Source organism: Variovorax cryoconiti (assembly GCF_051216395.1).
In the GTDB taxonomy this organism is placed as follows: Bacteria; Pseudomonadota; Gammaproteobacteria; order Burkholderiales; family Burkholderiaceae_C; genus Variovorax.
Map to the genome: position 1 here is coordinate 956,703 of NZ_JBPJZI010000001.1, position 13,061 is coordinate 969,763.

Annotated in this window: 11 protein-coding genes; 7 read left to right on the forward strand and 4 right to left on the reverse strand. The window is 67.2% G+C overall.

Going from position 1 to position 13,061, the window contains the following annotated elements; translation table 11 throughout:
- Positions 1 to 2: 2 nt before the first annotated feature.
- Together ACSFA2_RS04750 and ACSFA2_RS04755 are read right to left on the reverse strand one after the other, a co-directional pair.
- Positions 3 to 602: a chromate transporter gene (locus tag ACSFA2_RS04750; RefSeq protein ID WP_435454138.1), complete on the reverse strand. Its 600-nt coding sequence runs from the start codon at positions 600 to 602 to the stop codon at positions 3 to 5.
- Positions 599 to 1,213 (reverse strand): chromate transporter, encoded by a 615-nt coding sequence (locus tag ACSFA2_RS04755; RefSeq protein ID WP_435454139.1) that lies wholly within the window; start codon positions 1,211 to 1,213, stop codon positions 599 to 601. The genes ACSFA2_RS04750 and ACSFA2_RS04755 overlap by 4 nt, the downstream gene beginning before the upstream one ends.
- Positions 1,214 to 1,314: 101 nt before the next feature.
- Here ACSFA2_RS04755 and ACSFA2_RS04760 point away from each other — a divergent pair, with 101 nt between their 5' ends.
- The gene (locus tag ACSFA2_RS04760) at positions 1,315 to 2,214 is read left to right on the forward strand and encodes a YihY/virulence factor BrkB family protein (RefSeq protein WP_435454140.1); all 900 of its coding nucleotides are present in this window, start codon (positions 1,315 to 1,317) and stop codon (positions 2,212 to 2,214) included.
- A gap of 14 nt (positions 2,215 to 2,228) precedes the next feature.
- Here the strand turns inward: ACSFA2_RS04760 and ACSFA2_RS04765 are convergent, their stop codons facing one another.
- Positions 2,229 to 2,771, reverse strand: a complete 543-nt coding sequence (locus tag ACSFA2_RS04765; RefSeq protein WP_435454141.1) for a DUF924 family protein — start codon at positions 2,769 to 2,771, stop codon at positions 2,229 to 2,231.
- A gap of 48 nt (positions 2,772 to 2,819) precedes the next feature.
- Between ACSFA2_RS04765 and ACSFA2_RS04770 the strand changes: the two genes are divergently transcribed.
- Both ACSFA2_RS04770 and ACSFA2_RS04775 read left to right on the forward strand, forming a co-directional pair.
- The gene (locus ACSFA2_RS04770) at positions 2,820 to 4,019 is read left to right on the forward strand and encodes a DUF3734 domain-containing protein (protein WP_435454142.1); all 1,200 of its coding nucleotides are present in this window, start codon (positions 2,820 to 2,822) and stop codon (positions 4,017 to 4,019) included.
- Between the two features lie 69 nt (positions 4,020 to 4,088).
- Positions 4,089 to 4,871, forward strand: a complete 783-nt coding sequence (locus tag ACSFA2_RS04775) for a 3-hydroxybutyrate dehydrogenase (protein ID WP_435454143.1) — start codon at positions 4,089 to 4,091, stop codon at positions 4,869 to 4,871.
- Positions 4,872 to 4,878: 7 nt separating this feature from the next.
- On the opposite strand, the gene ACSFA2_RS04780 is transcribed toward ACSFA2_RS04775, so the two are convergent.
- On the reverse strand, positions 4,879 to 5,820 hold the full coding sequence (locus ACSFA2_RS04780; RefSeq protein WP_435454144.1) for a bifunctional helix-turn-helix transcriptional regulator/GNAT family N-acetyltransferase: 942 nt from the start codon (positions 5,818 to 5,820) through the stop codon (positions 4,879 to 4,881).
- Positions 5,821 to 6,003: 183 nt separating this feature from the next.
- Here ACSFA2_RS04780 and ACSFA2_RS04785 point away from each other — a divergent pair, with 183 nt between their 5' ends.
- From ACSFA2_RS04785 to ACSFA2_RS04800, 4 genes are all read left to right on the forward strand, one after another.
- The gene (locus ACSFA2_RS04785) at positions 6,004 to 8,406 is read left to right on the forward strand and encodes a YgiQ family radical SAM protein (protein ID WP_435454145.1); all 2,403 of its coding nucleotides are present in this window, start codon (positions 6,004 to 6,006) and stop codon (positions 8,404 to 8,406) included.
- 188 nt (positions 8,407 to 8,594) lie between these two features.
- Positions 8,595 to 10,655 carry an elongation factor G gene (gene fusA, locus ACSFA2_RS04790; RefSeq protein ID WP_435454146.1) on the forward strand — a complete coding sequence of 687 codons (2,061 nt, stop codon included), beginning with the start codon at positions 8,595 to 8,597 and terminating at the stop codon, positions 10,653 to 10,655.
- Between the two features lie 578 nt (positions 10,656 to 11,233).
- On the forward strand, positions 11,234 to 11,428 hold the full coding sequence (locus ACSFA2_RS04795) for a GNAT family N-acetyltransferase (protein ID WP_435454147.1): 195 nt from the start codon (positions 11,234 to 11,236) through the stop codon (positions 11,426 to 11,428).
- Between the two features lie 218 nt (positions 11,429 to 11,646).
- Positions 11,647 to 12,645: a dienelactone hydrolase family protein gene (locus tag ACSFA2_RS04800; protein ID WP_435454148.1), complete on the forward strand. Its 999-nt coding sequence runs from the start codon at positions 11,647 to 11,649 to the stop codon at positions 12,643 to 12,645.
- Positions 12,646 to 13,061 lie beyond the last annotated feature (416 nt).

Below are 13,061 nucleotides of genomic sequence, written 5' to 3' on the forward strand. Positions count from 1 at the left end.
GGTCAGACAAGTCCGAAGGCGCCGAGCAGTGCCCCGGCGCCGAGCAGCCAGAGCAGGTGCACGCGGGTGCGCCAGACGATGAGGGCGGTGATGGCCGTCAGCAGCCACAGGCGCCAGGCCGGCACGTCGGCGGCGACGTTGCCGGCCGCCAGCACCCAGCCGGTGGCGATCAAGAGGCCGACCACCACCGGCGCCATGCCCTGCTTGAAGGCGCGCACCTCGCGCCGCTCGCGGTTGCGGTGGCCCCAGCGGGTGGCGAAGTAGGTGAGGGTGGTGCTCGGCACCATGATGCCGACCATGGTCACGGCCAGGCCGAACAGGCCCAGCAGCCAGGCGCGCGGGCCGGCGCCGATGCCGCCGCCCGCGTTCAGCCCGACGTTCCAGCCCATCAGGCCGACGAACAGCACGTTGGGGCCGGGCGCCGCCTGCGCGATGGCGACCGACGAGGTGAACTGCGCCTCGGTCAGCCAGCCGTGCTGGTCGACCAGGTAGCGGTGCATGTCGGGCACGGTGGTGATCGCGCCGCTGACCGAGAGCAGCGACAGCATCAGGTACTGCGCGAGCAGCGCCAGCCAGTCGTGCCAGTGCATCGTGATGGTCATGGCGCGGGCCCTTCCACCGGACGCAGGCGCCGCCAGGTTTCGCCGCAGGCCGCGCCACCCACCACGATCAGCACCCAGCCCAGCGGAATGCGCAGCCAGGCGATGGCGGCGAGGACGACCGCGACAATCGCCAGCGACAGCCCGAAGCCGAGCGGCAGCCGGCGCAGCGCCGGGAGCAGCTTGATGCCGGTGGCGGCGATCAGCCCCGCGGCCACGGCGCCCATGCCGCGCAGCGCGCCCGCCACCTGCGGATTGCCGGCGTAGTGCGCGTACAGCACCGCCAGCGCGAGGATCACGACCAGCGGCACCGTGAGCATGCCGGCCAGCGCCGCCGCGGCGCCGCGCAGGCCGAAATAGCGGTCGCCGATCATCACCGACAGGTTGATCACGTTGGGCCCCGGCAGCACCTGGGCGACGGCCCAGTCCTCCAGGAATTCCTCGGGCGTGAGCCACTTCTTCTTCTCGACGACCTCGCGCTGCACGATGGCCAGCACGCCGCCGAAGCCCTGCAGGGCCAGCCAGGTGAAGGAGACGAAGAGATCGCGTGGCGACTGGGGGCGGGGGCGGTCGGTGGCCGTGGGGGCGGCGGCGTCCGGGGCGATCGGCTGCATAAGCGATCGATTATGGGCGGGCCGGGGTGGTCGTGCTGCCGTCGGCGGCACGGGCGCTGCGCCGACAGGCCCACGCCTGGCTTGCTGCCACACTGCCGACCATGCAATTGCGTGCACTCGTCGATCTCTCCCGGCAGGCCTTCCTCTCCTGGAAGAACGACTACGCGCCCAGCATGGGGGCCGCGCTGGCCTACTACACGGTCTTCTCGGTGGCCCCGCTGCTGCTGATCGTGATCTCGGTAGCCGGCCTGGTGTTCGGCCAGGAAGCAGCGCGCGGCGAGATCTTCGCGCAGCTCTCGGGCCTGATGGGCGCCCAGGGCGCGCTGGCGGTGCAGGGCATGCTCGAGGCCGTCAACAAGCCACGCGAGGGCATCATCGCCACCGTGATCGGCCTGGCGCTGCTGGTGGTCGGCGCCACCACCGTCTTCGGCGAACTGCAGGACGCGATGGACCGCATCTGGCGGGCACCGGCGCGCAATACCGGCGGCGGCGTCTTCGGCCTGCTGCGCGTGCGCCTGCTGTCCTTCAGCATGATCATGGGCATCGGCTTTCTGTTGATCGTGTCGCTGGTCGCGAGCGCGGCCATCGCGGCGCTGGGCAAGTGGTGGGCGCCGGTCTTCGGCGGCTGGGAGGTGCTGGCACAGGGCGTCAACTTCGTCGTCAGCTTCGGCATGGTCACCGTCATCTTCGCGATGATCTACAAGCTCATGCCGCGGGTGCGGGTGGAATGGCGCGACGTGTGGGTGGGGGCGGGCGTCACGGCGCTGCTCTTCACCGTCGGCAAGCACCTGATCGGCCTGTACATCGGCAAGAGCAGCGTGGCCTCGGGCTATGGCGCGGCGGGCTCGCTGGTCGTGGTGCTGGTGTGGGTCTATTACTCGGCGCAGATCTTCCTGCTGGGGGCCGAGTTCACCTGGGTCTACGCCCACCAATACGGCTCGCTGCGCGGCAAGCCGCAGCCTCAGGAGCACGTGCCGCAGCAGCCCGCGCCGTTGCGATGAACGGTTGAAGGCCGTCAGCCGGCAAAGCCGCCCTCGTCGAGAAAGCGCTGTTCCTCTGGGGTCGTGGTGCGTCCGAGCGCGGCGTTGCGGTGCGGAAAGCGGCCGAAGCGCTGGATGATGTCGCGGTGCAGGATCGCGAAGCGCAGGTTGTCGGCCAGGTCGGCGCAGAGCTCGACGCAGCGTTCCTGGTCGGCGAGCGACTCGGCATGCATGAAGGGCATGTAGAAGAAGGCCCGCAGCGCATCGTCGACCTGGCGGTCGAAGCCGGCGTCGATGGCGGCACGGGCCAGGGCCAGCGCCTTGCCGTCGGTCGCGAACATGTGGCCGCTGTTGCGCCAGGCGTTGCGCGGCAACTGGTCGAGCAGGATCAGAAGCGCGAGAGCCCCGTCGGGCGCCGACGCCCAGCCGTCGAGCGCACCGGTCGCGGCCGCGTGGTGCGCCAACTCGAAACGCGCCTTGAAATCCGCGTCGAAGGCGGCGTCTTTCTTGAACCACCGCTGGGGACCGGCGTCGCTCCAGAAGCGCGTGACATCGTCAGGAGAAGGCTGTGGGTTCATGCGCGGGATGATGCCATCGGCAGGCGGGCTTGGTGTCCAATGTCAGGCATGACCTCCACCCCCCGCCCCAAGACCCGCCGATCGGCCTCGCGCCTGGACATCACGAAGGCGCGCCGCGCCCTGGTGCTGCAAGGTGGCGGCGCACTCGGTGCCTACCAGGCCGGCGTCTATGCCGGCGTCACCGAGAAGCACAAGCAGCTCGATTGGGTGGCCGGCGTGTCGATCGGCGCGGTCAATGCCGCGCTCATCGCCGGCAACCCGCCGGAGAAGCGCGTCGAGCGCCTGAAGGAGTTCTGGCACCTGGTGTCTTCCGGCCCGGCGCAGCGCCTGCCGAGCTGGGCCGGCCAGCGCGTCTGGCGCAACCAGTGGAGTGCCAGTGCGGCCACGCTGTTCGGCATTCCCGGCTTCTTCGAGCCGCGACGCAACCCCGCGCTGCTGCTGGGCGGCGCAGCGCCGGTGCTCAGCTACTACGACACGGCGCCGCTGCAGGCGACGCTCGAGCGGCTGGTCGACTTCGACCGCATCAACGACGGCGGCATCCGCTTCAGCGTGGGCGCGGTCAACGTGCGCAGCGGCAACTCGGTGTACTTCGACAACACCGTGCAGCGCATCGGGCCCGAGCACATCCTGGCCAGCGGTGCGCTGCCGCCAGGCTTCGCGCCGGTGCACATCGACGGCGAGGACTACTGGGACGGGGGCATCGTGTCGAACACGCCGTTGCAGTACGTGCTCGACACCCATCCGCGCACCGAGCCGCTGATGGTGCTGCAGGTCGACCTGTTCAGTGCGCACGGCGACATGCCGCGCACGCTGGCCGAGGCGATGGAGCGGCAGAAGGACATCACCTATTCGAGCCGCACCCGCATGAACACCGATGCGATGGCCGCCAACATGAACCTGCAGCAGGCCATCGCCGACCTGATGGCCAAGATGCCGGAGCGCCTGCGCAAGGACCCGGCGGTGGCCGCCATCTGCGCCGAGCTGACGCACCAGCCGATCGAGATCGTCCACCTGATCTACCGCGACAAGCACCACGAGCTGGAATCGAAGGACTACGAGTTCTCGCGCGCGTCGGTCGAAGACCATTGGGAGGCCGGCCTGCGCGACATCCGCAACACGCTGGACCATCCGGAGTTGCTGCAGGAGGCCTCGCAGGTCAACGGCGTCACCACCTTCGACCTGACCGAACCGAACGCGCACCGCGTTCGCCGCCCCTTGCAATTGCCGGCCGTGCGCCAGGGGCGCTGAGCCGGTCAGCTTCGTCAAAGGCTTTCAACGTAGTCTGTGTCTATCTTTTCACCTCCACAAGGACATCCCATGCAACTCAAGGACAAGGTCGCCTTCATCACCGGCTCGGCCAGCGGCATCGGCAAGGAAATCGCGCTCCTGTTCGCGCAGGAAGGCGCGAAGATCGTCATCGCCGACCTCAACAAGGCCGCGGCGGATGCCACAGCCGCCGAGCTTCAGGCCAAGGGCGCGCAGGCCATCGGCGTGGCGGTCGACGTGACCAGCGAAGAGCAGGTCGACGCGGCCGTCGAAGAGGCGGCCAAGGCCTTCGGCGGCATCGATATTCTGGTCAGCAACGCCGGCATCCAGATCGTGCACCCGGTGGAGGAATTCACTTTCGCCGACTGGAAGAAGATGCTGGCCATCCACCTCGACGGCGCCTTCCTCACGACCAAGGCCTGCCTCAAGCACATGTACGCACAGGGCCGCGGCGGCAGCGTGATCTACATGGGCTCGGTGCATTCCAAGGAAGCCTCGGTGCTGAAGGCGCCTTACGTGACGGCCAAGCACGGCCTCATCGGCCTGTCCAAGACCGTGGCCAAGGAAGGCGCCAAGTACGGCGTTCGCTCCAACGTCATCTGCCCGGGTTTCGTGCGCACGCCGCTGGTCGAGAAGCAGATCCCCGAGCAGGCCAAGACGCTCGGCATCACCGAGGAACAGGTCGTCAAGAACGTGATGCTCAAGGACACGGTCGATGGCGAATTCACCACGACCGACGACGTGGCGCGCGTGGCCCTGCTGTTTGCCGCTTTCCCGACCAATGCGCTGACCGGCCAGTCGCTCATCGTCAGCCACGGCTGGAGCATGGAATAAGGTCGCGCTACAGCCTCAGTTCCCAGGTCTCGCCGACGAGCTGCTGGCCGAAGCCCTCGTAGGGCTCGGACTTGACGAGCCGGAAGCCGCGCTTGGCATAAATGCCACGCGCCGCCGTGAGGCAGCTGTTGGTCCACAGCACCATCTTCCGGTAGCCCTTGGCGCGCGCGAAGGCGATGCATTCGTCGGTGAGCCGCGCCCCCAGGCCCAGGCCGCGCGCCTGGGGCGTGAGGATGAGCATCCGCAGCTGCGCCGTGGTGGCCGACTTGCGCACCACAAAGATCGCGCCGACCCGCTCGCCGTCGAGCTCGGCGATCCAGCACTTCTCCCAGTCGGGCTGGAACCTGCGCACGAAGTCGGCCGCGATGCCGGCGACCAGTGCCTCGAAGCGCATGTCCCATCCGTAGTCGCGGGCGTAGAGCGCGCCGTGCTGCTGCACGACCCAGCCGATGTCGCCCGGCCGGGGATCGCGCAACACGACCTGGCGCGAAGCCGTCGGCGCGTCGGCGAGCAACGCTTCGACCCGCGCCATGGCGTCGACCAGTTGCTGCCGTGGGCCGGGCGGCAGGGGCCGGAGCAGGGCGGCCGCATCGTCGCGGGACCGCTGCTGCAGCGGGGCGAAGGCGGCGTGACCGGCCTCGGTCAGCGTCAGCAGGCTTTGTCGCCCATCCTCGGGGCTGGGGTTGCGCGTCAGCCAGGCCGCGGCCTCGAAGCGCTTGAGGATGCGGCTGAGGTAACCGGCGTCGAGCCCCAGGTCGTGCATCAGGTCGCGCGCCACGACGCCCGGCCGATGGGCCAGTTCGTACAACACGCGGACATCGGTCAGCGACAGCGCGCTGCCCAGGTACGGCTCGAGCACGCCGATGCGGCGGGTGAAGAAGCGGTTGAAGCGGCGCACCGCCTTGACGGCTTCGGATGCAACGGGCTCGGGGTGGGCTGTGGCGGGCATCGGCGGATTTTGGCGTCAACAAGTTGACTTGGTCAATCAAAACAAGACCTGTTGGGGGGCAGGGCACTCTCGGCAGAGGCGACAAAAACGACCCGTCCGCCTACAATCGCGGGTTGCCCTCCGCAGGCCCGAAGGCCCAGGCCGCCTTCCAGGCCTGACACACTGACCCCCGATAGTCCCCCGATGAACGCCCCCGTCGACGTCTCCTTTTTCGCGCGCGCCGCCAAGCCGCTGACCAGCTACCGCAAGTACTGGGCGGCGCGGTTCGGCACGGCGAAATTCCTGCCGACCTCGCGCCAGGAAATGGACGCCCTCGGCTGGGACAGCTGCGACGTGATCGTGGTCACCGGCGACGCCTACGTCGACCACCCCAGTTTCGGCATGTCGGTCATCGGACGCATGCTCGAAGGGCAGGGCTTCCGTGTGGGCATCATCGCGCAGCCCGACTGGCAGAGCGCCGATCCCTTCAAGGTGCTGGGCAAGCCGAACCTGTTCTTCGGCGTGACCGCCGGCAACATGGATTCGATGATCAACCGCTACACGGCGGACCGCAAGATCCGCAGCGACGACGCCTACACGCCCGGCGACGTCGGCGGCGCGCGGCCCGACCGCGCGGCCATCGTCTACTCGCAGCGCTGCAAGGAAGCCTGGAGCGACGTGCCGATCATCCTGGGTGGCATCGAAGGCAGCCTGCGCCGCATTGCCCACTACGACTACTGGTCGGACAAGGTGCGCCGCTCGATCGTGGTCGACGCCAAGTGCGACCTGCTGCTCTACGGCAACGCCGAACGCGCCATCGTCGAGATCGCGCACCGCCTGGCCGCCAAGGAGCCGGTGCAGCAGATCACCGATGTGCGCGGCACCGCCTTCGTGCGGCGCGAGACGCCAGAAGCCTGGTTCGAGATCAACTCGACCAGCGTCGACGAGCCCGGCCGCGTCGAGGCGCACGTGAACCCCTACCTCATGGTGTCGGACCAGGCCAAGGCCAACGGCGCCACCTGCGCCAAGGAAGACGAGGCCCAGGTCGTGGCCGCCACCGCCGAAGCGGCCGGCGCTCAGGCCCTGGCCGCGGTGCGTGCGCGCTCGGCCGACGTGAACCCGGCGATCAAGCCCATCACTTTCGTCGCCAACCCGTCGGTCAAGCTGAAGGTCCCGCCGCGCGACCGCTCGGTGATCCGCCTGCCCTCGTACGAGCAGGTGCGCGCCGACCCGGTGCTCTACGCGCATGCCAACCGCGTGCTGCACCTCGAGACCAACCCCGGCAACGCCCGCGCGCTCGTGCAGGCGCATGGCGAAGGCCACACCGCACGCGACGTGTGGATCAACCCGCCGCCCATCCCGCTGACCACGGCCGAGATGGACCACGTGTTCGACCTGCCGTACGCGCGCAGCCCGCATCCGCGCTATGCGGACGAGAACGGCAGCCACGACGGCGCCACCAAGATCCCGGCCTGGGAGATGATCCGCTTTTCCGTGAACATCATGCGCGGCTGCTTCGGCGGCTGCACCTTCTGCTCGATCACCGAGCACGAGGGCCGCATCATCCAGAGCCGCTCCGAAGAGTCGATCATCAAGGAGGTCGAGGCCATCCGCGACAGCGTGAGCGGCTTCACCGGCACCATCTCCGACCTGGGCGGCCCGACGGCCAACATGTACCGGCTCGGCTGCAAGAGCCCCGAGATCGAGGCTGCCTGCCGCAAGCCCAGTTGCGTGTACCCGGGCATCTGCTCGAACCTGGGCACCAACCACGATCCGCTCATCAAGATCTACCGCCGCGCGCGTGCGCTGCGCGGCATCAAGAAGATCCTGATCGGCTCCGGCCTGCGCTACGACCTGGCCGTGCAGAGCCCCGAGTACGTCAAGGAACTGGTGCAGCACCACGTCGGCGGCTACCTCAAGATCGCGCCCGAGCACACCGAGCAGGGCCCGCTCACGAAGATGATGAAGCCCGGCATCGGCAGCTACGACAAGTTCAAGCAGATGTTCGAGAAGTTCTCGGCCGAGGCGGGCAAGAAGCAGTACCTCATCCCGTACTTCATCGCGGCGCACCCGGGCACCAGCGACGAGGACATGATGAACCTCGCCATCTGGCTGAAGAAGAACGGCTTCCGCGCCGACCAGGTGCAGACCTTCTACCCGTCGCCCATGGCCACGGCGACGACGATGTACCACACCAACAAGAACCCGCTGCGCAAGATCACGCGCGAGAGCGAAACGGTGGACATCGTGCGCGGCGACAAGCGCCGCCGCCTGCACAAGGCCTTCCTGCGCTACCACGACGCCAACAATTGGCCGCTGCTGCGCGAGGCCTTGAAGAGCATGGGCCGTGCCGACCTGATCGGCAACGGCAAGCACCACCTCATCCCGACCTGGCAGCCGCTCACCGACGGCGGCTACACCAGCGCGCGCCGCAAGAACTCGACCGCGGTGCCGCCTGCGGCCCAGGCTGCGCCCGTCAAGCTCACGCCGGTGAAGCCGTCGAAGGGGCGCATCCTCACGCAGCACACCGGCCTGCCGCCGCGCGACAACGGCACCGCCCGTGGTCCGGCCGGCGTGCCCGGCAAGGGCTTTCGCAAGGCGCGTTGAGCGCGGGGCGGTTTGCGAGGGCGCCACTGCGGCGCGCGACCTTTGTGAGGGCTGTCGAAAGCTTGCGCGGTCACTGCGATGACTTGCATCGGCGAGGTCAATCCCGTACGCTGGCCCGACGTCCACGCGCAGCACCCGAGCCCTTGCGGGCCGCCGGGCCGGACTTGCGGACGCCAAGGAGCCCCGCCATGCCAAGCCGATCGAACGGCCTCACGGCCGAAATGGAAGCAGTGCGAACGCTGGCGCTCGTCGGCGCCGCGGCGGCCGGCAAGAGCTCCCTCGCCGAGGCCTTGCTGTACAAGGCGGGCGCCATCGGGGCCTGCGGCAGCATCGAGCGCGGCAGCACCGTCAGCGACCACGACCCGCTCGAGCGCCGCATGCAGCACTCGCTCAACGCATCGGTGATGCACCTCACGCATGCCGGCACGCGCATCCACTTCATCGACACGCCCGGCGGCGCCGACTTCCTCGGCCAGAGCCTGCCGGCGCTGGAGGCAGTCGAGACGGCGGCGGTGGTCATCAATGCCGCCACCGGCATCGAGCCGATGACGGTGCGCATGATGGCGTACGCGGCCTCGCGCCGCCTTGTCCGCATGATCATCGTCAACAAGATCGACTCGCAAGGCGTCTCGCTGCCCGGTCTGCTGGCCGACATCCAGGCCACCTTCGGCCGCGAATGCCTGCCGCTGAACCTGCCCGACGGGGTCGGCAGGCAGGTGGTGGACTGCTTCTTCAACCGCTTCGGGCAGTCCGACTTCGGCCCCGTCGAAGCGGCGCACCGCGCGCTGGTGGAGCAGGTGGTGGAGGTCGACGCGGCCTTCGTCGACCGTTACCTCGAGGAGGGCGACGTGGATCCGGCCGAGCTGCACGCGCCGCTCGAGCAGGTGCTGCGCGAAGGCCACCTGATCCCCGTGTGCTTCGTCTCGTCGCGCAGCGGTGCCGGCGTGGCCGAGTTGCTGGACGTGATCGTCAAGCTCCTGCCCGACCCGACCGAGGCCAACCCGCCGGACTTCATCGTCGGCGAGGGCGCGGAGGCCAAGCCCATGCAGGCCTCGCCCGACCCGGCGCTGCACGTGCTGGCGCACGTGTTCAAGGTCACGATCGACCCCTATGTCGGCAAGATGGGCATCTTCCGCGTGCACCAGGGCACGCTCACGCGCGACAGCCAGCTCTACATCGGCGACGGCCGCAAGCCCTTCAAGGTGGGGCACCTGTTCATGCTCCAGGGCAAGGACCATGTGGAGGTGTCGCACGCGGTACCCGGCGACATCGTGGCGGTGGCCAAGGTGGAGGAGATCCATTTCGACGCCGTGCTGCACGACGCGGCGGAAGACAGCCATGTCCATCTAGCGCCGCTGGCGTTCCCGGTGCCGGTGTATGGCCTGGCCGTGGAGCCCAAGCGCCATGGCGACGAGCAGCGCGCCTGGGAGATCCTCGGCAAGCTCACCGCCGAGGATCCGTGCCTGCGCATCGAGCACGTGGCCGCGACCAACGAAACGGTCCTCTACGGGCTGGGCGAGCTTCACCTGCGCATCGTGCTCGACCGCCTGCGCGAGGTGTACCGCTTCGAGGTCCAGACGCGGCCGCCGCGCATTGCCTACCGCGAGAGCGTGACCGTGCCGGCCGAAGGCCACCACCGGCACAAGAAACAGACCGGCGGCGCCGGCCAGTTCGGCGAGGTCTTCCTGCGCATCGAGCCGCTGGCGCGCGGCGCGGGCTTCGAGTTTGCCGACGAGGTCAGAGGCGGCGCGATCCCGGGCCAGTTCATCCCCGCGGTCGAGAAGGGCGTGCGCGAGGTGCTGATGTGCGGCGCAATCGCCGGCTACCCCGTGGTCGACGTGCGCGTCGTGGTGCACGACGGCAAGCACCACAGCGTCGACAGCAAGGACATCGCCTTCGCGACCGCCGGCCGCAAGGCCTTCATGGCCGCGATCCGCGAGGCCCGGCCGGTCGTGCTCGAGCCGATCGTCCAGATTGAGATGGACGTGCCGGAGTATTCCGTCGGCGATGTCACGAGCGACCTGTCGTCGCGGCGCGGCCTGGTCACCGGCACGTCGGCCCTCGGGGGCGGCACCGTGACCGTCGGCGGGCAGGTGCCCATGGCCGAGCTGGCCAACTACCAGTCGCGGCTCAACGCGATGACCAGCGGCCAGGGCCGCTACACCATCGCGTTGTCACACTACGAAGCCGTGCCACCGGCCGTCCAGCAGACGCTGATGGGAGAGTATCGGGTGCGCGAAGAGGACTAGGAGAAGCTCAGAGCAATTCGAGCGCGATGCCCTGTGCGCCCCACAGCACCTTGTTGCCGAGCGAACGCAACTGTTCTTTGCACTGTGCCTCTCGCTACGACCCGCAGATGACGCAGACGCGATTTTGCTGAACTGGCTGGCCAGGCAGCCCTGTCGCTCTTCTTGCACGCGCGCCGCCGAGCAATCGACCAGGGCGTACCGTGAGGTCAAATGCTTCCTCACTCGTGCTATTGAGATCACTCTAATTTTTGTGGCTCGTGTCCGGTATGCAGCGGTAGCAGACACTGAAGCTCCCACCGTAGACTTCTGCATCCGGCCAGAACCGACCTTCCCATCACCGGCGCAAACGCATAAATTTCGGGAGGAGCGGGCATGCAGGTTCGCAGCATTTCCACTAACGATTTCGATGCTGTCCATCACCTGCTAGCGACGAGCGGGTGGGCCCATCGGGTCGGTGATATAGATGACCTCAGCCGACTGATTTCGGCGTCGCGGCGTGCGGTGGTTGCGTTGGAAGACTACGAAATCGTTGGCTTCGCGCGGGCGATAACCGACGGAATTTCAACGGGTACGTGTCGATGGTCATCGTCGCCCAGCAGCATCGGCGACAGGGCATCGGACAGGCACTTGTCGAGGGACTTATTGGGTCTGAACCGGAAATCACTTGGGTGCTCCGGGCCGGCAGAACGGGGGCTGCAGAATTCTTCGCAAAGCTGGGCTTCAGCGCCTCGTCGACTGCCATGGAGCGCTCGCGGCGATGGCCGCGGCGCTGAGGGTCTTTACGCCGGATGGGTCGTCACGCCGCTGGCGCTCAGCTTCGACATCGTTCCAGTGGTACCAGCCGACTTCAATGCCATGGAGGCGCCACCCGACGCGTCACCGAATCAGGCGCGCTTCGGGGATGGGGAGTGCGCACGAATGAGAGGGTAGCAACGGTATTCCGGCTAGCATCGCAGGGCCGCTTGCAACCCCTCCGGCCTACAACACCACAATGAAAACAAGAATACTCGGCCTCATCTCCACTGCGACCTTCCTGGTCGGAAGCGTGATTGCAAATGGCGCCGCTGCACAGACGGCGAAGCCGGAGTTGGCAGAAAAGGTGTCTTGGCCGAGCGTCGTTTGCGTCGGTTCACCGGCGGTATGCACACGGATGGATGGCCAAGGCTACCTATTCGCCAAGCCGGATCAGAAGACGATTGTCCTGATTTCGCATGGCAGCCAGGGCCTCGACAGCCGGCTCTTCGACTACGTCGACAGCCTCCAGAAAAATGGCTTCGCGGCCCTTGTGATCGACCACTGGCGGCCGCGTGGCGTCGACGTCTCATACAACGACTATCAGGCGGCGGGGCTCAAGGGCGCCAACGAGTTCAACATGACCTTTGACGTTCTCACGGCATCCGACTGGCTGCGCAGCCAGCGAGGCTTCGAGAAGGTCGGTAGCATGGGAGAGTCCCAGGGCGGCGCCGCGGAAATCATGTACCAGCAGAAGTGGATGCATGAGATGGTGCAGCGGAATGTGCGCCGGCTTTACCAGAAGGGTTTCCAGGTCCGGCCGCTCGACGCGCTGGTGAGCCTCTACGGCTACTGCGGCTATCGCAACGCGGTGAGGGATGCGTTTGCCAGCACGCCTTTCCTCTTCATCACTGGCGAGGTCGACGATGAGACGCCCAGTAGGTACTGCGAGCAGCTGGTGCCCTGGATGAACGAACGAGGTGGCAATGCACAGATCATCATCCTGCCTGGCGAGGGCCACAGCTTCGATGCCCCGTACAAGCGAAATCGAAACTTGTTCGGCCCGCATTACGCCAAGTGCGACATGTACGTCGACGAGACTGGTGTGACCGAGCTGAACAGCGGCGAGAAGATCGCCGGCCAGAGCATCAATCCACTGATGGCAAAGTGCGTCAGCAAAATCTTCCACACGGGCTACTGGCGAGACCGCTTCGTGGCGGTGGACCACTGGATCGGCTTCTTCAAGCGTTCCCTTTAGCGAACAGCCGCCGGTCATTCGTCGCGCGATGAGCCCAAGGCGCAGTCGGAATGTCAGCCCGCTTCAGGAAACGTCCGGCGTCGCCGTCTAACACTTACGCAGCGGCGACTCTGGTTGGCGACAGACGGACTGTTGATGCAGTTCTTGCCGACGGGGCTGAGGCTGAGGCCGGAGCCTGTTTCTCCTCTTCCGTCTTAGCGCGTGAACGGCTGCTTTCAAAAAGGACGAATAGCCGCTCAGGGCAGCGGATTCAACCGGTCGATGCAACACACTAAAAACTGCATGAGCAGAAGGAGTGTTGAATCGCCCCGGATTCCCTAGACACTGTTGAGCCGTTGGGAATGGCGTCGTTCGAACTCTACCGGCGAAGTATCTCCGGCAGTGCCGTGGCGCCGCTTTGGGTTGTAGAACATCTC